This window comes from Streptomyces sp. NPDC104106, assembly GCF_055584345.1.
Genome location: NZ_JBVJMF010000004.1, coordinates 95,752 through 117,199 on the forward strand (window position 1 = coordinate 95,752; position 21,448 = coordinate 117,199).

The 21,448-nt window shown below is 70.8% G+C and carries 22 protein-coding genes, 1 pseudogene and 2 riboswitches; of the genes and pseudogenes, 13 read left to right on the top strand and 10 right to left on the bottom strand.

All coding sequences use genetic code 11. The features are described 5' to 3' along the window. The first annotated feature begins 22 nt into the window (after nucleotides 1–22). Nucleotides 23–511: a MarR family winged helix-turn-helix transcriptional regulator gene (locus ACZ60X_RS11135; protein ID WP_469596255.1), complete on the top strand. Its 489-nt coding sequence runs from the start codon at nucleotides 23–25 to the stop codon at nucleotides 509–511. 314 nt (nucleotides 512–825) lie between these two features. Here the strand turns inward: ACZ60X_RS11135 and ACZ60X_RS11140 are convergent, their stop codons facing one another. The 4 genes from ACZ60X_RS11140 to ACZ60X_RS11155 all read right to left on the bottom strand — a co-directional run bounded on the left by ACZ60X_RS11140 (nucleotide 826) and on the right by ACZ60X_RS11155 (nucleotide 2,267). Continuing rightward, nucleotides 826–1,185, bottom strand: coding sequence for a VOC family protein (locus ACZ60X_RS11140; RefSeq protein WP_469596258.1), 360 nt, complete (start codon nucleotides 1,183–1,185; stop codon nucleotides 826–828). Nucleotides 1,186–1,231: 46 nt separating this feature from the next. Beyond that, nucleotides 1,232–1,492, bottom strand: a complete 261-nt coding sequence (locus tag ACZ60X_RS11145) for a hypothetical protein (protein WP_469596260.1) — start codon at nucleotides 1,490–1,492, stop codon at nucleotides 1,232–1,234. A 67-nt stretch (nucleotides 1,493–1,559) separates the two neighbouring features. Next, the gene (locus tag ACZ60X_RS11150; RefSeq protein ID WP_469596263.1) at nucleotides 1,560–1,796 is read right to left on the bottom strand and encodes a hypothetical protein; all 237 of its coding nucleotides are present in this window, start codon (nucleotides 1,794–1,796) and stop codon (nucleotides 1,560–1,562) included. Nucleotides 1,797–1,895: 99 nt separating this feature from the next. After that, entirely contained in the window at nucleotides 1,896–2,267 is a 372-nt protein-coding gene (locus ACZ60X_RS11155) for a VOC family protein (protein WP_469597399.1), read from the bottom strand. A 670-nt stretch (nucleotides 2,268–2,937) separates the two neighbouring features. Then, a riboswitch (M-box (ykoK) riboswitch) is annotated at nucleotides 2,938–3,111 on the bottom strand. Between the two features lie 529 nt (nucleotides 3,112–3,640). Between ACZ60X_RS11155 and ACZ60X_RS11160 the strand changes: the two genes are divergently transcribed. The 8 genes and pseudogenes from ACZ60X_RS11160 to ACZ60X_RS11195 form a co-directional block, all read left to right on the top strand. After that, complete coding sequence (locus tag ACZ60X_RS11160) at nucleotides 3,641–3,823, top strand: hypothetical protein (RefSeq protein ID WP_469596266.1); 183 nt, start codon at nucleotides 3,641–3,643, stop codon at nucleotides 3,821–3,823. 27 nt (nucleotides 3,824–3,850) lie between these two features. Next, complete coding sequence (locus ACZ60X_RS11165; RefSeq protein ID WP_469596269.1) at nucleotides 3,851–4,114, top strand: hypothetical protein; 264 nt, start codon at nucleotides 3,851–3,853, stop codon at nucleotides 4,112–4,114. A 69-nt stretch (nucleotides 4,115–4,183) separates the two neighbouring features. Next, nucleotides 4,184–4,357: riboswitch (M-box (ykoK) riboswitch) on the top strand. Between the two features lie 316 nt (nucleotides 4,358–4,673). Continuing rightward, complete coding sequence (locus tag ACZ60X_RS11170) at nucleotides 4,674–6,302, top strand: NRAMP family divalent metal transporter (RefSeq protein ID WP_469596271.1); 1,629 nt, start codon at nucleotides 4,674–4,676, stop codon at nucleotides 6,300–6,302. Between the two features lie 85 nt (nucleotides 6,303–6,387). Beyond that, nucleotides 6,388–6,756, top strand: a complete 369-nt coding sequence (locus ACZ60X_RS11175; RefSeq protein ID WP_469596274.1) for a VOC family protein — start codon at nucleotides 6,388–6,390, stop codon at nucleotides 6,754–6,756. A gap of 97 nt (nucleotides 6,757–6,853) precedes the next feature. Continuing rightward, entirely contained in the window at nucleotides 6,854–7,585 is a 732-nt protein-coding gene (locus tag ACZ60X_RS11180; protein WP_469596277.1) for an MgtC/SapB family protein, read from the top strand. A gap of 106 nt (nucleotides 7,586–7,691) precedes the next feature. Next, complete coding sequence (locus ACZ60X_RS11185) at nucleotides 7,692–8,132, top strand: hypothetical protein (protein WP_469596280.1); 441 nt, start codon at nucleotides 7,692–7,694, stop codon at nucleotides 8,130–8,132. A 269-nt stretch (nucleotides 8,133–8,401) separates the two neighbouring features. Next, nucleotides 8,402–9,100 carry a hypothetical protein gene (locus tag ACZ60X_RS11190; RefSeq protein ID WP_469597453.1) on the top strand — a complete coding sequence of 233 codons (699 nt, stop codon included), beginning with the start codon at nucleotides 8,402–8,404 and terminating at the stop codon, nucleotides 9,098–9,100. Continuing rightward, nucleotides 9,096–9,533, top strand: a pseudogene (locus ACZ60X_RS11195) (TerD family protein); the annotation flags it as partial. The gene ACZ60X_RS11190 and the pseudogene ACZ60X_RS11195, both read left to right, overlap by 5 nt. Nucleotides 9,534–9,608: 75 nt before the next feature. Here ACZ60X_RS11195 and ACZ60X_RS11200 read toward each other — a convergent pair. After that, nucleotides 9,609–11,324, bottom strand: coding sequence for an LCP family protein (locus tag ACZ60X_RS11200; RefSeq protein WP_469596283.1), 1,716 nt, complete (start codon nucleotides 11,322–11,324; stop codon nucleotides 9,609–9,611). Between the two features lie 647 nt (nucleotides 11,325–11,971). Continuing rightward, entirely contained in the window at nucleotides 11,972–13,345 is a 1,374-nt protein-coding gene (locus tag ACZ60X_RS11205) for a hypothetical protein (protein ID WP_469596285.1), read from the bottom strand. A gap of 218 nt (nucleotides 13,346–13,563) precedes the next feature. Here ACZ60X_RS11205 and ACZ60X_RS11210 point away from each other — a divergent pair, with 218 nt between their 5' ends. From ACZ60X_RS11210 to ACZ60X_RS11220, 3 genes are all read left to right on the top strand, one after another. Beyond that, a complete protein-coding gene (locus tag ACZ60X_RS11210) occupies nucleotides 13,564–14,100 on the top strand; it encodes a VOC family protein (protein WP_469596288.1) in 537 nt (178 codons plus the stop codon). A 692-nt stretch (nucleotides 14,101–14,792) separates the two neighbouring features. Further along, on the top strand, nucleotides 14,793–15,179 hold the full coding sequence (locus tag ACZ60X_RS11215; RefSeq protein WP_469596290.1) for a hypothetical protein: 387 nt from the start codon (nucleotides 14,793–14,795) through the stop codon (nucleotides 15,177–15,179). A 27-nt stretch (nucleotides 15,180–15,206) separates the two neighbouring features. Further along, a complete protein-coding gene (locus ACZ60X_RS11220; protein ID WP_469596292.1) occupies nucleotides 15,207–15,506 on the top strand; it encodes a hypothetical protein in 300 nt (99 codons plus the stop codon). Between the two features lie 588 nt (nucleotides 15,507–16,094). On the opposite strand, the gene ACZ60X_RS11225 is transcribed toward ACZ60X_RS11220, so the two are convergent. After that, entirely contained in the window at nucleotides 16,095–16,964 is an 870-nt protein-coding gene (locus tag ACZ60X_RS11225) for an acyl-CoA thioesterase (RefSeq protein WP_469596294.1), read from the bottom strand. A 40-nt stretch (nucleotides 16,965–17,004) separates the two neighbouring features. Beyond that, nucleotides 17,005–19,518, bottom strand: coding sequence for a DEAD/DEAH box helicase (locus ACZ60X_RS11230; RefSeq protein ID WP_469596297.1), 2,514 nt, complete (start codon nucleotides 19,516–19,518; stop codon nucleotides 17,005–17,007). 145 nt (nucleotides 19,519–19,663) lie between these two features. On the opposite strand from ACZ60X_RS11230, the gene ACZ60X_RS11235 reads away from it, so the two are divergent. Then, the gene (locus ACZ60X_RS11235; RefSeq protein ID WP_469596301.1) at nucleotides 19,664–20,458 is read left to right on the top strand and encodes a metal-dependent hydrolase; all 795 of its coding nucleotides are present in this window, start codon (nucleotides 19,664–19,666) and stop codon (nucleotides 20,456–20,458) included. Nucleotides 20,459–20,537: 79 nt separating this feature from the next. On the opposite strand, the gene ACZ60X_RS11240 is transcribed toward ACZ60X_RS11235, so the two are convergent. Continuing rightward, entirely contained in the window at nucleotides 20,538–20,801 is a 264-nt protein-coding gene (locus ACZ60X_RS11240; protein ID WP_469596303.1) for a type B 50S ribosomal protein L31, read from the bottom strand. A gap of 18 nt (nucleotides 20,802–20,819) precedes the next feature. Next, complete coding sequence (locus ACZ60X_RS11245; RefSeq protein ID WP_469596305.1) at nucleotides 20,820–21,290, bottom strand: DUF5709 domain-containing protein; 471 nt, start codon at nucleotides 21,288–21,290, stop codon at nucleotides 20,820–20,822. Nucleotides 21,291–21,448 lie beyond the last annotated feature (158 nt).

Sequence of the window (21,448 nt, forward strand, 5' to 3'; positions counted from 1 at the left end):
GGCGGGTTGTAGCGTCGCGCTCATGGAACAGCTGACTGGCATCACTACGGACCAGGCGCCGGCAGACCCGGCGGCAACCGACGACGCGCTGGCCACTCAGCCGGTCGGCTATTGGAGCGGCTTGGCGCACACGGCCGTGACCCGGCATCTGCGTGACGCGATGGCCAAGATCGACGTCACGCAGCCGCAGTACTGGGTGCTGAACCGTGTGAACGGTGCAACGACAGCACCGACCCGCGAGGAGGCCGTCACGCAGCTGACACCCCTTGCCGACGGGGAGCATGAGATGGCCCGGGCCGTCGACCAGTTGCTCCATCGGGGCTGGCTCCGGACCGGCGCCGATCAGCGTCTGCACCTCACGGACCTGGGGGAGGCTGCCAGAGCGCGGCTGCGTGAGCTGGTGACCGACCTTCGGACCGTGGTGCACAAGGGCATCAGCGATGAGGAGTACGTGGCCGCTCTCAAGGTGCTCCGAAAGATGGTGGCCAACGTCGAGGGCGCCGGTCGTTGACCGGGCCGGCCTGACCCACACCGACGGTGCCCACGGCGATGTCGTCAACGGCGACGGCGGCCGGGGACTCAGCCCAGTGGAACCGTCCTGCCTGGCCGAACTCGGCTACAGGGCCGGTACGACGGGCAACACCGGCCCGCGGCCTGCCCGCGGGCCGCGTCGTCGTCACTCCCGGCGACGCGGCCCGCATCCCGGCCAGGCGGCTCTCCCCCCCCCCCGACGCCGCCCGCTTCCGGCGTCGAACACGGCAACAGCGGACGGCTCCGGCCCGGCTGTGAAAGCGGGCGGTGTGCCGTGCGTCGACTGATCCACCTTCACTGAAGGAATTCCAGCCTGTTGCCGACCGGGTCGAGAGTGAAGAAGCGGCGCCGGCCGGGGAGCCGATCGTCCCAGACGACGGGTGCGCGATGGGCGGCGAGCCGGTCGGCGAGGGCGTCGATGTCGTGGACGCGCAGACCGGGATGGGTGCGGATCCCGGGCAGAAACGGCGTCTCGGCGCCGAGGTGGAGTTGCGCGCCGCCGTGTTCGCCGGTGAACCAGCAGGCGTTTCGCACGGCGAGCACCGGTGGGCCGGTCACCTCTTGTATGCCGAGCAGGTCGGCGTAGAAGGTGCGCAGCAGCGGTTCGCATCCGGCAGGGGCGGTCAGTCGGACGTGGTCCAGGGTCGCCAGCATGGCAAGGGGCCCTCCAAACGGCGTGGAAACAGCGACGGGCGGGTGGTCACGCACCGATGTGCCAGCGGGCCTCGGGGCGGCGCCGGCCGTCCGGGCCGGTGACGGTGTGCCAGTGAGCGCGGAGCCGTCCCGGAGCGAGGGCGGACGTGCGCGGCGGCGTGGGGGAGCGGGTGGCCACGTGCAGCACGGTGTGGTCGAGCGGGCTGTCGGCCAGGCGCCGGATGGCGCGGGTGAAGAAGGCCAGCAGGGCGTCGGTGGTCGGGACGGACGTGGTGCGCGGGGTGCTGCGGTGGATGAGCGCGGACATGGAAGTCACCTCCGGGGACGGGCGCGTGCGTACGGGGGTACGGCAACGGGTCTGCTGGTAGGGCGGGTCAGGAGGAGCGGGCGGCTTCGGTGATACGGCGGGCGGCCGCGGGCGGCAGGCCCGTGAAGCGGACGAGCCAGTCGACGTCGCGGCCCTGCTGGGCCAGCAGATGGGCAAGGTGGACCCACGGGTCGTACACCGCCCCGGAGGCGAGTGCCTCGGAGGTCGGATCCTCGACCAGGTAGCGGCGTTCGGTGCCGTCGGCCAGGATCAGACGCAGCACCATGAGTGCGGAGCGGCTCATGAGAAGCCTCCTGTTTCCCGGGAAGGGCGCGCTGGAGCGCGCGGATTCCGAGGCTGAAAACGGATCCACCTGGTGGGGGATCCGAGGCTGCCGTGGCCGTCACGGCAGCGGTTCGAGGAACTCCAGGCGGTTGCCGACCGGGTCCTGGGTGTAGAAGCGGCGGTGGGTCGGCAGGCTCGTGGTCCACACAACCGGTGCGCCGTAGGCTTCGAGGCGGGCAGCGAGCTGGTCGAGACCGCTCACCCGCACCGCCGGATGAGCCCTGCGCGGTGGGCGGAACCCGTCCTCGATGCCGATGTGTATCTCCAGGCGGCCCCCGTCGGCGGCGGCGAACCGGCATCCGCCGAGCCGGGCCGGTCCCGCAGGCTGCGGAATCTCCACCATCCCCAACCCGGTGAGATAGAAACCGCGCAGCGTCTCCTCCGACCCGGCCGGGGCGGCCAACTGCACGTGGTCGAGAGCGGCGAGTATCACGAACGCACCTCCCGCTCAGCTGCCTCTGCTCCGGCACGCCGGCGAACCGGACCGTCACCACCGGCAGGTAGGCGCGCGGGGCCCCGCTGCCGACGTTGCGAGCAGAGGACGTGGTCGCCGGGCTGGGGCGGGACAACGGCGGCATCCGCCGGTTGCCGCTCCCGGCGCGGTCGGGCGGCCCCTCCTCGGTCGTGGTGCGTCGGCGGGTGCAGGCAGTTCCCGGCGGCCAGGGCCCCTACGGCACGGCAGGCGGCCCCGACGTCGAGGACCGGTCCGGAGCCGACGCGCGAAAGCACCGATGTGCTGGTGGCGTCGTCCGCGACGGCGCTGAGCGGCGTGGGGATGAGGGATTCAGGCGTGGTCATGCGTGAGCCTCCTACTCCCCGATGGGGGAGGGAACGGACACCGCGGCACACTCCACGGGCACACCTGGACAGCCCGGCCGCCCGCGGCGGCGTAGGGCCGCACGGGTGTCAGGTCAATCGAAGTGCAGGTGGCCGAGTGGCGTTACCGCGTGCCGAGGACGGGCGAGGTCGATCGGATGCGGGGCCGGCTGTGGCCCGGACTACTGCAACTGTGGTCCATCCGACTCTCGCCTCCCTCCGGCCGTGGCGCCGTGGCGCCGTACGACTCGGCAAGGAGCGGACCGGCACACACGACAGCGGCCGGTACACCCCAACTCGTCAGAGCTTTGGCACTCCACGGCGTAATCCCCTTGCCGGGGAAGCCACTTGGCCTCACCCCTTAGGCCGGGGAGAGGTGTCCTGACCCTGGGCGTCTCTCGACGTCGTGGGGTCAGTGGCCTGTGTCCGTGAAGACGCCTCACCGAACGAGGTGCCTCTTCAAACGCGTCAGAGTCTAGACCCATGCTTGCGCAAGCTCGCAACTCCTTGATGGCGCCTTGACTCCGTGTGGAGCGATGTCGGCCAATCGTCGGCAGCGGCGTCCCGGAGCCCGCGTCTTCACGATCACGGCCGCCGCCCACGGCCCGCACGCATGCCGCACGCTCATCGCCGGCGTCCACCGTGCGGGCCGTTCGCCAGGGCCCTCTGCGTCTGATGGTCGATGTCGCGGAGCCGCCTGGCCCGCGTCGCAGGTGCGCGAACCGCCGTGGCATGTTGTCGCGCCGTGGGCGGGCGTACCCTGGTCGGAGGGAGCGATGCGTCGCTGCCCGATCTGACCGCCGCGAGCGCGAGGAGGTGAACGGGATGAGTTCCTGTAGCAGTAGTCCCAGCTCCCATTCCGTGGCACCCGGGGCGCCCGGCGGGCACCGCATCCCTGTCTGACGGCCTGCCTCTCCTGGATGTGCCAGGCAGCCATCACGTCTGCCTCCGGTCCGTCCGCGGGTGCTGATCAGGCGGAGGTGCGTCATGACGATCACGATCACACTGCCCCGTTTCACGCTGCCCGCAGGGGCTGAGCGTGGCCTGCGGATGCTGCTTCCGTTCGCGGAGCCGGCCCTCCTCGCCGTAGCCGATGCCTGCGGTGTCGGGACGCCGGTGCGCCTGCTGGGGCTCGGCGCCAAGCTGGCCCGGTCGGCCACGCAGGACTGATCGGACGCGGGCCCAGGGAGGCGGACGGTGAACGATCGGCGGTGGGAAGAGGAACGCCTCGCGGTGCGCCAGGCTGCACACCGGCTGACCGAGGATGCCGGGGCCCTGATGGCTGCCTCCGCGGAGGCAGCCGAGGCCGGGCTGGCGACGCGTGCGGAGGAGCTGCGGCGTGCGGTGGTCGCTGCGTGGAGCGCCGGTGTCGCGCCCGAGGTCCTGGCCCTGGACGCAGGGGTGAAGCTCGCCGTGATCGATGGCTGGATCGCCCGTGGCGATACGGCCCTCGGCTCGTGAGCACGTCAAGAATCCGTCAATCAGTTGCGCGATCTTGAAACTGTAGGGCTATGCTTCTGGAGGTTTGAAGAGGCACCTCGTTCGGTGAGGCGTCTTCACGGACACAGGCCACTGACCCCACGACGTCGAGAGACGCCCAGGGTCAGGACACCTCTCCCCGGCCTAAGGGGTGAGGCCAAGTGGCTTCCCCGGCAAGGGGATTACGCCGTGGAGTGCCAAAGCTCTGACGAGTTGGGGTGTACCGGCCGCTGTCGTGTGTGCCGGTCCGCTCCTTGCCGAGTCGATGCTGACGTGCGCCGTGCGCGTCCCCGGCCGGAAGGAGGCGAGAGACATGGATTGCAGTTGCAGTAGTCCGGGCCACAGTCGGCCCCTTTCCCGCTTGTCCTCGCATTCTTCCGGCACGCGGTAACCACCTTCCCTGCGCGGATTCACGTCCGCGTCCCGCGCTCCCGTACGGCCCCGTGCCGTCACGGGCCGCCGTCCTGCGCGCTCGCGCAGGGGGGATGGCTTTCGCGTGCCCCCTACCTTCCCCTTTTGGGGGGGATTCGGGAGGTACGTCATGACCACCACGATCGAGCCCCGCCAGAGCGCCGTCCTGGACGACGCGCACCTCGGCGACATCCAGGGCGCGCTCGGCACCATCCGGCTCGACGACACCGCACCGCGCACCGGCCTGTCGGCGAAGCTGAAGACGCTGCTGGCCATCGTCGGGCCCGGCCTGATCGTCATGGTCGGCGACAACGACGCCGGTGCTTTCGCCACGTACGGCCAGGCCGGCCAGAACTACGGCACCCACCTGCTGTGGACCCTGCTGCTCCTGGTTCCGGTGCTGTACGTCAACCAGGAGATGGTGCTGCGCCTGGGCGCCGTCACCGGCGTCGGCCACGCCCGGCTCATCCTGGAGCGGTTCGGGAAGTTCTGGGGCGCGTTCTCCGTCATCGACCTGTTCCTGCTCAACGCGCTGACCCTGGTGACCGAGTTCATCGGGATCACCCTGGCCACCGGCTACCTGGGCCTACCCAAGGCCGCGTCCGTGGTGCTCGCCGCCGCGATCATCATCGCCTCGGCCTTCACCGGTTCCTTCCGCCGCTTCGAGCGGGTCGCCATCACGCTGTGCGCGGCCTCGCTGCTGCTGGTGCCGGTCTACTTCATGGTCCACCCGCACGCCTCGCAGATGGCCCGCGACTTCGTCGTGCCGAACATGCCCGGCGGCACCGGCCAGCTGTCCACCGTCATGCTGCTGATCATCGGCATCGTCGGCACCACGGTCGCGCCCTGGCAGCTGTTCTTCCAGCAGTCCTACGTGATCGACAAGCGGATCACCCCGCGCTTCATGAAGTACGAGAAGGCCGACCTGTGGATCGGCATCGTCGTGGTCGTCATCGGGGCCGCGGCGATGATGGGCTTCACCGCCGCCGCGTTCGCGGGCACCCACGGCTTCGGGCAGTTCACCGACGCCGGGGGCATCGCCACCGGCCTTCAGGCCAAGGCCGGCAAGCTCGCCGGCGTGCTGTTCGCGATCGCGCTGCTGGACGCCTCGATCATCGGCGCGTTCGCCGTGTCCCTGTCCACCGCCTACGCCATCGGGGACGTGTTCGGCATCCGGCACTCGCTCCACCGGGGCGTCAAGGGCGCCAAGGGCTTCTACGCCGTCTACGCCGGCCTGGTCGCCACAGCTGCCGCCATCGTGCTCATCCCCGGCTCCCCGCTGGGCCTGCTCACCGAGGGCGTCCAGACCCTCGCCGGCGTCCTGCTGCCCTCCGCCAGCGTGTTCCTGCTCCTGCTGTGCAACGACAGGCAGGTCCTCGGCCCCTGGGTCAACGGCCCGAAGACCAACGCGTTCACCTCCGCCGTCGTCGGTGTCCTGGTCGCCCTGTCGGTCATTCTGACCGCCTCGGTCCTCTTCCCGGACATCTCCGCGACCGCGATCCTCGACATCATGGCCGCCTGCGGCGTCGTCGGGGTGCTGGCCGCCGGATACGCCTTCACGCGTCGCCGCACCGGCACCAGGGAGGACCCGATCGACCGCACCGGCCGGGACACCTGGCGCATGCCCGCACTGGACACGCTGACCCGGCCGGCCATGTCCACCGCCCGCAAGATGGGCATGGGCGCCTTGCGTACCTACCTCCTCGTCGCCATGATCCTCGTCGTCATCAAGATCGTCGAAGTGGCCCTCGGCCACTGAGCCCGGACTGTGCCGGGGTGGCCGAGCCACCCCGGACGCCGTGGAGAACCATCCACCCACAGCCCGTACGGAAAGGCCGGTCCGCATGCTCACCGCTCTCGACCACGTCCAGCTCGCCGCACCGCCCGCCAGCGAGGACTCGCTGCGCGGGTTCTACACCGGCGCCCTCGGCATGACCGAGATCCCCAAGCCCCCGGTCCTGGCCGCCCGTGGCGGCTGCTGGTTCGCCACGCCCGACGGCAGCGTCCAGATCCACCTGGGCATCGAAGACCCCTTCCACCCCGCGATGAAGGCCCACCCCGGCCTGCGCGTCACCGGCATCGACGCCTTCGCCGATCGTCTCGCCGCACACGGCGCACCGGTCGTGTGGGACGACAACCTGCCCGGCCACCGCCGCTTCTACAGTACCGACCCGGTCGGCAACCGCCTGGAATTCCTCGAACCGCTCGCCTGACGTCCGGCCCCGGACGCCGTACGGCCACCGCCCGGGGCCTCACTGTCACGCACCTGATCCGGCCGCTCGCGGCCCCGCTCCCCGAAGGAGGTGCCTCGTGCACGCTCTGACCACCGTCGACTTCCTGACCCGGCTCGGCACCGGGGTGACCTGCGGCGCGCTGATCGGCGTCGAGCGCCAGTGGCGCGCCCGGATGGCGGGCCTGCGCACCAACGCCCTGGTCGCCACCGGCGCCACCTTGTTCGTGCTGTACAGCGAGGCCGTGGGCGATATGGGCAGTCCCACCCGGGTCGCTTCCTACGTGGTGTCCGGCATCGGGTTTCTCGGCGGTGGCGTGATCCTGCGCGACGGGGCCGGGGTGCGGGGTCTGAACACCGCCGCCACCCTGTGGTGCTCGGCGGCCGTCGGGGTGCTGGCCGCATCCGGCAAGCTGAGCCTGGCCGTGCTCGGCACCGTGGTGGTCCTGGCCGTCCACGTGGTGCTGCGGCCGGCCGGGCGGCTGCTGGACCGGGCGCCGGCCTCCGGTACGGACCCCGACGCCACCGTCCGCGCCACGGTGCACCTGGTGTGCGACCGCGAGGCCGAGACGCACCTGCGGGCCCTGCTGCTGCAGACCCTGACCGCTTCCGGACTCGCCCCCACCGGGCTGCGTGCCCGCCGGGAGGAGGAGGCCGCAAGCCTGCGCGCCGCGGTCGTGATCAACGGCGATGTCGCCGCCGCGCTGGAGCAGGTCATCTCCCGGTTGTCGCTGGAGCCGGGTGTGAGCGACCTGCACTGGCACGTGGACGACGAGGAGTCCGAGCGGGAACGCCCCCGGGCGCTGGCCTGACACACCAGGACAGCGCCCTCCGCCCGCCCGGCCTGGGCAGGGGTCGTACGGCCCCAGGACATCGGTCCGGTGCCGGGCCAGGATGGAAGCCGAAGGAGAGGGTGTCATGAGGGCCCAGCCGCACACCGGCGAGGTCACCGCCCTGCTGGGCGTGATCGTGCTGATGGTGCTGGAGGTGACGGCGCTGGCCACCGCGCCTGCCCGGGACCGGCCGCTCGTCGGCGGGGCCCTCATCGGCGCGGGCACCGCCACGTTCGTCGTGGTGGCGGCCCTGTGGCACGGCCACCACGGCGCGACCCGCCAACGCCGCCGGAACCTGACGGAGACGGTCGACGAGTCGTGGTTCACCGCCCATACGCTGGAGGGATTCCCGATGGAGGGCGTGCGCCCGTATCTGCTCGGCAAGAACGCGCCGAGTCTCAACACCCTGTACACCGCCTGGGTCTTCGCCGTCCACGCCCAGGACGCCCACTGGATCGAGCGCCATCTGAACCTGCCCGCCGACATCACCTGCCTCCTGGTCGACGCCGCCCGGCAGCGGCACTGATCGATCGGGACCGCTGCCCTGACCGCGGGGAAGAGCGTGGTCGCCATCAGTGCCCCGGAGGGCATCAGCGGACCTCTCTCCCGTCTGCGGGGCGTGCGGCAACCTCGACGGCGGCGTCTGCACAGTGGCCCGACGGTCCCCGCGTCTGATCCCGGCCGCGCTTCTTCTCCGGCGAACCGTCATTCGTGCTTGACTAAGGTTTCTTAGTTGCGCAATCGGAGAACTATTACGGTGCCGAACGCGGGACCACTTCCAACGGGGAGCCACACATGCCCACGCCCGACCGTTTGCCGGCAGGTGGCGGTGCCGTCTTCGAGCGGATCCTGGACCAGGCCCTGGACTCCCCGGAAGTGAGTCAGGCACTGCGTCGGCATGCGGGGAGGGCCACCCGTGAAGACCTGCGTGCCCGGGCACTGGCGGCACGAGAGACGATCACGGCCGCAGCCGGAGTCGAGTACCAGGACTACCTTGAACTGAAAGGGGCGTCCGGCAGGCGCGACGAAGGCGCTGCCGCCCGTTCGGCAGGCGGGATCCTCCCCGTGCTGGCCGTGTTCGTGCCGAGCCTTTCGGCCATGGCGGGGGCCGTGTTCCTGGTGTTCGGATACGGACTGCACGCCCTGGACCAGGCCCGGCGCATCGGCGACGCCCTGGTCGCCGCAGGCGCGGTTGCCGCCGTCCTGGCTGTCGGATCCGGGGTCGTCGATCTCATATGGCTGTTGGTCGCCGCGGCGCGCAACCGGTCGTTGACAGGGCACGCGGATCATGGCGCCAGAGATCCGCGCGTGCGTCAGGCGCGGGATGCCTGGCAGGCGGCGCTGCTGGAGCGCGGCGTGGTGCCGTTCCTCCTCGGCCTCCTGGAGCGGGAGCACACGCCGGAGGAAGCCGTCCGCTCCGCTCACGAGGCAGTCGCCGACGACGACCCTGGCGGTCCGGGCTTCATCGGCCCCGCACCTCCGCAACTGCGGTAGCACCCGCGTCGTCAACCAGGCCGACGGCCGCGAGATCGCCCGTGACGACGTGACCGAGGACGCCTCCACCGAGACGGCGATGGTCTTCGGCGAGTTGTACCGCCACGGCGGCGAGTGGAAGTTCCGCGCCATCGGTCAGGGCTATGCCTCGGGTCCGCACGGCATCGCCCAGGACTTCGGGAAGCGGGAGAAGACGTGGCAGCACAGGCCGGCGGACCCGTCGAGCCGTCTGCCGACGTGCTCGCGGAGGGGTGCGCTGTTCGGACTGCCGGCGTCCTCGGTACGGCTGCATCCGCTGTCGGTGCTCGCCCAGGGCGAGAGCGACGTGACCCTCGCGGGCCTCGTCGGCTCCCGGCGTGCGGGGCGACGCCAGGTCTGCTTCGCCGCCGACAGGGACGCGGCCACCGTCGTGAAGGAGTTGTCGGCCGGCTGACCGCTCGGGCCGTGGTGGGTCGCGGCCCGGCTCCCCGTTCGCGTGCTCCCGGCGGCTGAGGCGGTTGCCTACGGGTCAGCGGTCCGAGTCGGGCTGGTCCGTGGCGGCGGCGTACGCCTGGGCGGGGGTCATGTTGACGCCGTTCAGCTGGACGGTCTTGTAGGGGCTGACCTGGGCGCAGCTCTTGGACTGGTCGGCGGTCTCGGCATGGGCGTTGGAGACTGCGGCATGGGTGTCGGCGGGTGCCGGGGAGGACCCGCTGCCGTTGGTGCTCGAGTAGGTGGTGCCGCTGGGCCAGTCGCTGCCGATCACGAGGGTCAGGCCGCCGGCGGTGCCCTGCTTCAGATGGGAGGACGGCAGGCCGAGCGCCTTGGCCACCGCCTGGGCCTGCGGTTTCTGGTCGGCTCCGTACGCAAGGGTCGTGGTGGTGGTCGTACTGGGGGCGTTCGCCGTGGTCGTGCCCGAACTGAAGCCCTTGTCGGTGAGCGCGGTGGCGAGTTCGGAGGCGCGCGGGCGGCTGGTGCCCGTGCCGTTCTCGATCTTCACGGCGATCTGGGAGGGGTCGACCGGCTGGGGGGTGGCGGTGGCCGTCGTGGACTTCTTGCCCGAGTCGCCGGTCAGGGACTGGTCGCCGGCGATGGTCGCGAACAGCGACTTCGCCCCGGCGCCCGGCACCAGTCTGTCTTTGTTGTTGGGGTCGGGAGCGGTCTGCATGGTGGTGAAGGTGATCCGGTGCGAGGGCACCTTGTTCACGTCGGAGGCCAGTCCCGCCAGCTTGCTGATGCTGCCCAGGCCGTCGTCCACGGTCAGTGCCTTGGTGGCCGCGTTAGCCAGGTCGTAGACCGCAGAGGGATCGGTCAGGGTGCCCGCGCTCTTGAACTTGCGGATCATCGAGCTGAGGAACATGTGCTGGGCGTAGGTACGGCCCAGGTCGCTGCCATCGCCGAAGCCGTGCCGCGAGCGGACGAACTCCAGCGCACCCACTCCCTTGAGGATGTGGGTGCCCTTGGACAGCTTCAGATGCGAGTACGTGTCGTAGACGTTGTCGCTGACGCAGACCGACACCCCGCCCACCGCGTCGGACATGCTCACCACGCCGGCGAAGTCGAGCTTGACGAAGTGGTCGATGGGGATGCCGGTCAACTGGTGGATGGTGGCGACCTGGCAGGCCGGACCGTAGGACAGGGCGCTGTTGATCTGGCCGTAGTAGCCGGCGGTGGAGGCGCCGCTCGCGCTGTCCTTGCAGGCCGGGACGGAGGTCATGGTGTCACGGGGGATGCTCATCACGGTGGCGTTGGAGCGGTCGGCGGCGATGTGCACCACCATCTCCACGTCCGCGTTCCCGTTGCCGGACTGCACGCCCGTCTGCGAACAGCCGCCGCCCAGCTTGCAGTCGGCCGCGCTGGTGCGCCCGTCCGAGCCTATGACGAGGATGTTGATCGGCGTGCGGCCGAAGGCGTCCGCCTTCTCGGCGCCGCCCTTGCCGTCGAGCGAGACACTCGTGATGTTGCCGTTGAGGTGCTGGTACAACCACCACCCGGCACCAGCCGCCGCCAGCACCACCAGAGCCAGGCAGATCCCGGCCGCCCGCAGGGCCCGCCTGGCCCGGCTCGCCGGCCGGACACGGCGCCGTGCGCCTCCCCGGCCGGCGGAGCGGGAGGCCGCCGCCCGCGCGGCGGCCCGGCCGCCAGGGGGGTGCCCGCCGGTGGACCCGTCCGTACGCTGGTGCGGCACCTCGGTACCACGGCGGCGTGTGGCGCGGCCGGTGGAGCCGTCCCGCAGGTCAGACATCTCCCACTCCCACAAACGGTCACGCCCCGGGTGCCGTCCGGGGAGCGTCCGTGTCCGGCAGGCGAAGTGAGGCGACGTGAATTAATTAGTTGCGCAATCTAGCAAATGAAACGCTCGCCGCAACGCCCGGTCGGACGCGCAGAGGGAGATGCCGTGGGATCCGGCTCCGCCGACGCGTGCTGACCACTCCGAGCCGTTGGAGTGGGTCGCGGGCCTGTGCGCCGGCGTGGGCGACGACCAGCCTTGCGCCGTACTGCTGTGCCGCGTGCGGCGCGGAGAGGAAGGCGCACCCTCCGCCACGGGTCACGAAGGTGACGCGCTGGAGATCAACTTCCAGAGCACAGAGGTGTGATCCGCAGGGCGTTGCACCGGCCCTTGCCGACCTGACCTCGCTGATCCACGCTGCGCCCCGTTCGACCAGTGCGGAGCGCCGGTCCGGGCGTGTGCCTCGCCGGGGCACGGGCGAGGCTCCCTGTCTCGGAGATCGTTGCCGCGAGGCATGGATGCTTTCCCTCTCCGAGCGCTTCCTGGGCATCGCGGCGGACCGATGTCGTCAGTCCCACGGCCGGATTGGGGTGCACTGGGAAGTAGACCGCAGCCACCCCGGAAACGTGCCGGCGTTTCGGCCGGCACCGGACGGCGTCAGGTCACCAGTCGCCGCCGCCGAAGTCACCACCGCCGTCGGAGCCGAAGTCACCGAAGCCGCCCGCGAAGTCCGAGGCGGTGAAATCCGCACCGGAGAACTCGCCGCCCTCCGGCAGGCCCTCGACGCCAGGGAAGCCGTCGCCGCCGTCGGCGAAGGCCGAGGGCGCGCCGAGCAGGCTGCCGAGCAGGGTGCCGGCGAGCAGGCCGCCGACCACACCGCCGGCGCCGCCGAAGTATCCGCCCGCCCACGGGGCATAGGCGGGGCCCGCGTTCCAGTACGGCTGGGCGCCCTGGTCGGTGGGTACCATGCGGGTCAGCGGCTGTCCGCCCTGGCTCACCCGCAGCGCGTCCTCGGCGCAGGCGGGCACCATCCGCAGTACCCCGCCCGGCGGGCACCAGTTCACATCGCTGACCGACGGGCCGTGACGGGGGTCGAAGAAGCACGGGACACGCCGCTGGGGCAGCGGCGCACCGGTGCGCCGGGCCGCCAGGACGGCCAGCGCGAAACGTCCCTCGGCAAGGGTCTCCGTCACTGGCTGGACGTCCTGCGGGCGATGTGCCGCGGCCATCTGCTGCTTGGCCCGGTCGTAGGCGTCCAGGGCGCGGCCGTAGTCGTCGCGCATCGCGTCCGTGGCGCCCGGCTCGGACGGCGAGAAATCGAGGCGGTCCAGTTCCTCGCCGAAGGCGGTGATGTCCTCGTCCACCACCAGGCGCAGAGCCTCCAGCTCGACCCGCTCGCGCTCCTCCCGCCTCTTGCGCGCCCGCCGGTACAGTGCGTACCCGCCCCCGGCCGCGCCGGCCACCACCAGGCCGCCCACCAGCATGCCGGTGGCCGCGCTTTCGCTCCCGCTGCCGGAATCCTGCCAGGAGGCGGGTGCGTGCCCCGCAGCCTGCCTCAGCGCCTGGTCCACGAACGCGTTCACCTCGGCGGAGGCATCGGAGGCGTACGAACGCCTCACCGCGCCCTTGAGATTGTCGACCGCGTCCCTCGGCATCACCTGATGGTCCGCGCCCGCGTTGAACCCGGTGCCGAGCCGGACCGCGTACACGCCCGTGATGCCGGTCAGCGAGCGCAGGTCGCGCAACAGCGTGGCCCGCGGGTAGTCGGATGTCGCGGGCAGTACGGCGACGAAGACCGGCTTGTCCGCCTTCCTGATCTTCTCCGCGAGCTGGTCGGCCTCCGCCTTCGGCAACTCGCCGCCAGCCCGGGGGTCGACGTAGACCGGCCCCGTCCGGAACGCGTCCGCCACCGCGGCGGGGCCGGTTTCGGCGGCAGATGCGCCGACCGGCGGCAGGGCGAGGGTGACCGTCGCTGTCACGGCCAGCGCGGCCAACGGCCGGACCAGGTACCGGGGCCGTACGAGAGAGGAGAGCAAGGGGAACCTCCTGGTCCACAAGACGACGAGTGTAAATACTTTACCTACTGCGCAAGTGGGCAATGAAGCATGGGCGGACGGCAGATGCAGATCGCGATCACGCTGACGACGCCCGTTGCCCATGGGCTCTTTGATGTCGGAAGACATGAGACCTAGTGGGGCGAGATCCACGGAACCGGCTTGCTCCTCACGTGGCGTGAGGCTGGAGGGTGGGGCGCATGAGTGACTACTACAACGCGTTCGAGATGAGTCCTGTGCCCGCTCCCGGACCGGATGCGGTTCCGCCGGAGCCGTTCCGCGGCATCTACGGGATGCCTGCCTTCATGACGATCCCGACGAGCGATCTGGCCGCGTCGGTGGACTTCTGGATTCGCGGGCTCGGGTTCTTCGAGCTGTTCAGCATCCCCGGCAGGCTCGTGCATCTGCGCCGTTGGGCGTTCCAGGACGTACTCCTCGTCTCGGCCGCGGACGTTCCGGAGCAGCCGCCGGCGGTGAGCTTCAGTTTCGCGTGCGTGCTCAGCCAGGTCGATGCCCTTGCCGAGGCTTGCCGCGCGGTGCGCGCGGACTCGGTGGACGGTCCACGGGACACGCCCTGGAACACCCGCGATGTGGAGGTGATCACCCCCGAGAACGCACGGATCGTCTTCACCGCGGCGAAGCCCTTCGATCCGGCAGGTCAGGAGGCGCGGAACCTTGCCGCCATCGGGATCGTCCCGCCCGGCGACGGTCACAGCGACCGTGGTGGGCATGCCTGATGCCGCTCCCGCAGGTGACCTGACCTTGGCCAGGTCTCGACGGGACTGCACATGCCGGCCCGCGCGCTGCACGCCGCTGCACCCTCGGGACCGGCCGCTGATCAGACTCTCTGTGACCGGTTCGACGACGAGGCGGGACAGGGGCCACTTCGGGGCGGGGCGGTTGACCCAGGGGTGGGCCACCTCGACGAGGTGGCCGCGAAGCTGATCACCGAAGGCCGTCGGCGCAGGCGCAGACGAGCCGTCTGGTGACGGTGCGTCGCGCAGGCCGGCCTTGGCGAGGCCCCGGCTGTCGAGGACCAGGGTGCCACGGGCTGACGGCGCCGGCCAGTGCAGGGGGGTTGGTCGTGGGTGCTGCTGCGTGGCGCGGTACGACGCCCGGGCGGCGCGGATTCAGGCGGTGTTCGATTCCACCTTCGGGTAATCGCCAGGTGCCCCCGGGGCGGCGACGATGGTGCGGTGCGGGCCGCGGTCCGCGCTCGTCGTGCCCGCTGCGTGGGGACGTCGGGCTGTGTCGTACGTACCTGGGCAGAAGGCGCACGAGCATGGGACCTGGCGTTCCGCCGGCAACGGGGGAGCCGGGCTCGGCAGGGCCATGGTACGGGCGTGCGGTCTTCACCCCGCCGGCCGAGGGGCTCGTCGGAGGTCGGCCGTTCAACGCGGCTTTGATATCGGGTGATTGGGGGGATTCTGTGGCCACTGCCAGTCCTTTTGCCTGGCTCGGCGTCACCGAGGGAGCCGAGCCCGATGACGTGCACCGCGCGGCCGCTGCCAGGATCGGCTCCATCGACCAGGACCTCGCGGCCGGCCGGGTGGACGTCGCGGCGGCGGCGCGGGCGTACACCGACGTGTACGCCGCTGTGGTGGGCGCGCTCGGGTTGCGGTTGGGCTACCGCAAGCAGTTGGACGACCTTGGCACCCGTACCGCGGCCACCGGCGTGGCGGTCAACTCCACCTGGATGATGACCAGGACGACCACTCCGGGACGGCCGGAGTCGTCTCACCCAGCCAGTGCCCGGCTGCCCTGCGAGTGCGAGATCTGCGGCTGGTTCCCGGCGGTACCGGTCTCGGCGACCTGAGTACTGAGCATCCTGCTGGCCGCGAAGGTGCAGCGCGAGACCAAGGTTCTCTGCCGCGCCTGCGGGCAGCAGGCCGCCCGCAAGGCCCAGCGGTTCACCTGGACCTGGGGGCATTTCGGGGTCGGTTCCATCGCCGCGTACATCGGCATAGCGCGAAACGGCAGCACCCTGCGGGCGCTGAACGGCTTCACTGCGCCGTACGCCCGCAGACCGGGGGTGATGGCGCCGGAAACGAGACCGCGTTCCGCGGGGCGGCCGGTCCTCGTTTCCATGGCCCTGCGCTGGGCGGCCGCGGCGGCGGTGCTGGTGCTGAGGTACGGGCAGTGATCCGGAGCGAGGGCGGTCCCGGCGATCCCGGTCTGGCAGGATTCGCAGGAGGGTCGGCGAGCTGTCCCAGGCCCTGCGCACAGGGCGCTCCAACTCCGTTTCGCACGGCGCAGCATCGCCCGCGATCCCGACGGCCAACAGGTTCCGAGGCCTCCGGGTTCATCGGCCTGCCGGCCGCGACCCCTGGCACCGAACGCGTCGGCACGGGAGAGGACCGAGGCCGCAGGGGCCGGCGTGACACCCAACCGCCGGCGCACACGATCCCCGGCGACGGGCCGGCCGGTGCACCGCATCAGCTGCCGGTGAGAACACCTGGGAGCCGGGTCAGGGCGGTGCCTTGTCCGTGAAGGCGAGCCGGACCAGCTCGTCGGAGGGACTCGGTGACCCGATGCCCTTGCCGTTCAGCCACAGGTCCACCGCGCCCGCATCGCCGATCACCACTCGGTGTCACGGTCGACACCGTCAAGAAACACCTGACCCGAGCCATGGAACTGACCGGAAGCGCCAACCGCACCCAACTCGCTCTGGCCTGGCGCACTGACGCCGTACGCCCTCGCCCCGGCGAGGGACCGTGAGCTGAAACCCAGGTCAGCCCAGCTTGCGGAACAGTCCCTCCTGGACCACGGAGACGATCAGCTGCCCTTCGAGGTTGTAGATGCGGCCCCGGGCCAGGCCCCGGCCGCCCACCGCGATCGGCGACTCCTGGTCGTACAGGAACCACTCGTCCGCGCGGAAGGGCCGGTGGAACCACATGGCGTGGTCCAGTGAGGCCAGATCGAAGTTCCGCGGGCCCCACAGGGGTTCGACCGGGATGCGGACGGCGTCCAGAAGGGTCATGTCACTGGCGTAGGTCAGCGCGCAGGTGTGGACCAGCGGATCGTCGCCGAGCGGTCCGACCGCGCGCATCCACACGGCGCTGCGCGGCTCGGCCCCCTGTATGTCCTCGGCGTTCCAGCGCAGCCGGTCGACGTACCGGATGTCGAAGGGCTGACGGCGCGCCATCCGTTCCAACTGCTCGGGCAGCGCGCCGAGGTGCCCCCGGACCTCCTCGGCGACCGTCGGGAGCGACTCCGGGTGCGGCACCTCACGGGCGGGCGGCAGCTGGTGCTCGAACGGTCCTTCCTCGGGCTTGTGGAAGGAGGCGGTCAGATTGAAGATCGTACGGCCCTGCTGCACGGCCGTGACCCGGCGGGTCGTGAACGACCGGCCGTCGCGGACCCGCTCCACCTGGTAAACGATGGGTACGCCCGGTCGGCCCGGGCGCAGGAAGTACGCGTGCAGCGAGTGCACCGGGCGGTCGCCTTCGGTGGTGCGGCCGGCGGCGACCAGCGCCTGGCCGGCCACCTGGCCGCCGAAGACCCGCTGCAAGGACTCCTGCGGGCTGCGGCCACGGAAGATGTCGACCTCGATCTGTTCGAGGTCGAGCAGGTCGACCAGTCTCTCGGCCGGGTTGGTCATCGGTGGGTCTCTCCTTGGCTCACACCTGGTCGCGGACGGCTCACAGCTGGCCGACTTCGGTGACACGGACGATGGCACGGCCCTCGGCGTCCGAGGCCGCGAGGTCGACCTCTGCGCTGATGCCCCAGTCGTGGTCGCCGTTCGGGTCGTCGAAGATCTGACGCACGCGCCACAGGCCGTTCTCGGGCTCCTCCTTGATGACCAGCAGCTTGGGGCCGCGGGCGTCGGGGCCGGTGCCGAGGTCCTCGTACTCGTCCCAGTACTTGTCCATCGCCTCGCCCCACGCGTCGGCGTCCCAGCCGGCCTCGGCGTCCATCTCGCCCAGTTCCTCGACCTGGTCGAGGGCGGCCAGTTCCACGCGGCGGAACATGGCGTTGCGGACCAGCACCCGGAAGGCGCGCGCGTTGGTGGTGACCGGCTTGACCTCGTCGGCCTTCTCCTGGGCCTCCTCGGCGGTCATCTCCTCCGGGTTCGCGAGCTGCTCCCACTCGTCCAGCAGACTGGAGTCCACCTGGCGCACCATCTCGCCGAGCCACTCGATCAGATCCTGCAGGTCCTCGGACTTCAGGTCGTCGGGGATGGTGTGGTCGAGGGTCTTGTAGGCGCCGGCGAGGTAGCGCAGCACGATGCCCTCGGTGCGGGCCAGCTCGTAGAAGGACACCAACTCCGTGAAGGACATGGCCCGTTCGTACATGTCCCGGATGACGGACTTGGGCGACAGCGGGTGGTCGCCGACCCACGGATGGCTCTTGCGGTAGGTGTTGTACGCGTGGAAGAGAAGCTCCTCCAGCGGCTTGGGGTAGGTGATGTCCTGGAGGCGCTCCATGCGCTCCTCGTACTCGACGCCGTCCGCCTTCATCGCGGCCACGGCCTCGCCGCGTGCCTTGTTCTGCTGGGCGACGAGGATCTGCCGCGGGTCGTCCAGGGTGGACTCCACCACGGACACCATGTCGAGCGCGTAGGACGGCGACTCGGGGTCGAGGAGTTCGAACGCGGCGAGCGCGAACGTGGACAGCGGCTGGTTGAGTGCGAAGTCCTGCTGGAGGTCGACCGTGAGCCGGACGATGCGGCCCTCGGCGTCCGGCTTGTCCAGCTTCTCCACGATCCCGCCGTCGAGCAGGGAGCGGTAGATCGCGATGGCCCGGCGGATGTGCCGCAGCTGTTGCCTGCGCGGCTCGTGGTTGTCCTCCAGCAGGTGGCGCATCGCCTCGAAGGCGTTGCCCGGGCGGGCGATCACGGACAGCAGCATCGTGTGCGTGACCCGGAAGCGCGAGGTCAGCGGCTCGGGCTCGGAGGCGATCAGCTTCTCGAAGGTGTTGTCCGTCCAGCCGACGAAGCCCTCGGGGGCCTTCTTGCGCACCACCTTGCGGCGCTTCTTGGGGTCGTCGCCCGCCTTCGCCAGTGCCTTCTCGTTCTCGATGACGTGCTCGGGCGCCTGCGCCACGACGAGTCCGGCCGTGTCGAACCCGGCGCGGCCGGCCCGGCCCGCGATCTGGTGGAACTCGCGGGCGCGCAGTGTACGCACCCGGCTGCCGTCGTACTTGGTCAGCGCCGTGAACAGCACGGTACGGATGGGCACGTTGACGCCCACGCCCAGCGTGTCCGTGCCGCAGATGACCTTCAGCAGGCCGGCCTGGGCGAGCTTCTCCACCAGTCGGCGGTACTTGGGCAGCATGCCGGCGTGGTGGACCCCGATGCCGTGCCGGACGTAGCGGGAGAGGTTGCGGCCGAACTTCGTGGTGAAGCGGAAGTTGCCGATCAGCTCGGCGATCTGGTCCTTCTCCTCGCGCGAGCACATGTTGATGCTCATCAGCGCCTGCGCCCGCTCCACGGCCTGCGCCTGCGTGAAGTGCACGATGTACACCGGGGCCTGCCTGCTCTCCAGCAGATCGGTGAGCGTCTCCGTGAGCGGGGTCAGCTTGTACTCGTAGGACAGGGGGACCGGGCGGGTCGCCGAGCGGACCACCGCCGTGGGGCGGCCGGTGCGGCGGGCCAGGTCCTTCTCGAAGAAGGACACATCGCCCAAAGTCGCTGACATCAGGATGAACTGCGCCTGGGGGAGCTCCAGCAGCGGGATCTGCCAGGCCCAGCCGCGGTCGCCCTCGGCGTAGAAGTGGAACTCGTCCATGACGACCTGGCCGACGTCGGCGTTCTTGCCGTCGCGCAGCGCGATCGACGCCAGCACCTCCGCGGTGCAGCAGATCACGGGGGCGTCGGCGTTCACGGAGGCGTCGCCGGTGAGCATGCCGACGTTCTCGGTGCCGAAGAGCTTGCACAGTTCGAAGAACTTCTCCGACACCAGCGCCTTGATCGGGGCGGTATAGAAGGTGACCTCGTCGCGGGCCAGCGCGGCGAAGTGCGCGCCCGCGGCGATCATGCTCTTGCCGGACCCGGTGGGCGTCGAGACGATCACGTTCGCCCCGGAGACCGCCTCGATCAGCGCCTCCTCCTGGTGCGGGTAGAGCGTGAGGCCGCGCTCCTGCGCCCACGACTCGAAGGCTTCGTACAGGGCGTCGGGGTCGGCGGTCGGCGGCAGCTGATCGATGAGGGTCACGCACCCATCTTGCCTGGCCTGGTCCCCGAGGGGGGAATCGGCTGGGACGACGAAGATCACGGAAGCTACGCTGTGTCACCGACGAGGCATCAGCGCGCCGGGTCAACTGAGCGGCGTGATACGAGGAATGGGGCGGGCAGCGGCCATGATGGGACCAGCACACTCACTGTCGGGGGCCGCGGCCTGGCTCGGGATCGGAGCGGCCGCCGCGGCGGCGGGGCACCCGATGCCCTGGCCCGTCCTCCTCGTCGGTGCGCTGATCTGTGCCGGTGCCGCGCTCGCTCCGGACCTGGACCACAAGGCGGCGACCATCTCCCGCTCCTTCGGTCCGGTCTCCCACTGGGTCTGCGAGATCGTGGACAAGCTGTCCTACGGCGTGTACAAGGCGACGCGGATGAAGGGCGACCCGCGGCGCAACGGCGGCCACCGCACGCTGACGCACACGTGGCTGTGGGCGGTCCTGATCGGCGCCGGCTGCTCGGCGGGAGCGATCACGGGAGGCCGCTGGGCGGTGCTCGGGATCCTCTTCGTGCACATGGTGCTGGCGATCGAAGGCCTGCTGTGGCGGGCGGCCCGCGGCTCCAGCAGCGATGTCCTGGTCTGGCTGCTGGCGGCGACCAGCGCCTGGATCCTCGCCGGGATCCTGGACCAGCCGGGCAACGGCTCCGACTGGTTGTTCTCGGGGCCGGACCAGCAGTACCTGTGGCTGGGGCTGCCGATCGTGCTGGGTGCGCTCGTGCACGACCTCGGGGACGCGCTGACCGTGTCCGGCTGCCCGATCCTGTGGCCCATCCCGATCGGCCGCAAGCGCTGGTATCCGCTGGGCCCGCCGAAGGCGATGCGCTTTCGCGCCGGCAGCTGGGTGGAGCTGAAGGTGCTGATGCCCGTGTTCATGCTGCTCGGCGGGGTGGGCTGCGCGGCCGCGCTCAATGTGATCTGACCGGCGGGGTCGCGCCGGGGGCGGCATCCGGGGCAGGTCTCGCCGCTGGGTCCCGGAGCAGGCGGGCCCTCGGTCCCGGTCAGCCGGTCTCGCCGGACCCCGCTCCGCCGTACCGGCGCTCGAAGCGGGCGATCCGGCCCTCGGTGTCGACCGTGCGGGCCTTGCCCGTGTAGAAGGGGTGGCTCTCCGAGGAGATCTCCACGTCGATCACCGGGTAGCTCTCGCCGTCGTCCCACTCGATGGTCTGCTCACTCCGCGCCGTCGACCTGGTCAGGAACGCGTATCCGGCTGCCCGGTCCCGGAAGACCACGGGGTGGTAGTCCGGGTGCTTGTCCTGCTGCATGGCGGCTCCTCGGGCGGGTCAGCTGGGCAGGGAGTCCTCGTCGACGATGTGCATCGCGGCTTCCTCGGCGGAGGCGGCGGCGCCGTCGATGCCGACATCGGTGGCGACCAGCGCGGCCTCGTCGTCCTCGTGCACACCCTCGTCCGGGGCCACCAGTCGGCCGGAGCGGCGGTCGCCGACCTCGTTGTCGAGGGGTTCCCCGTCGGTGCCGGCGCAGTCTCCGATGCCGTCGCTGTCGGACGTGACGAGGTCGGGCTGCTCCTCGGCGAGCCGCTGGTCCAGGGTCTCGCCCGCCTGGCGCTCGGCCGCCGTCACCCCGGTGTGCTCGACCGCCCACGGCCGCTCGGGAGGGGACCAGCCGCGGTCGAGCGGGTCGGTGACGCCGTCGAAGTCCAGTGTGTCCTCGACGTCGAGAATCCCCGAGTCCTCCGCGATCTCCGCTGGATCGGGCTGGTAGACGTCATCCCCCCATTTGTCGGCGTTGTCCACGAGTACCTCCGGGTGATGAGGACGGCCTCATACCACCGCTCGGGGCGGCGGGCCGCCGACACGCACGGCACGGGTGCCGAACGCCGGGAACCAGGTGGTCCTCCGGAGTTCCCCGAACCGGTGCCGCTCTCCAGCCTTCCACCCCGGCTCGGGACCGC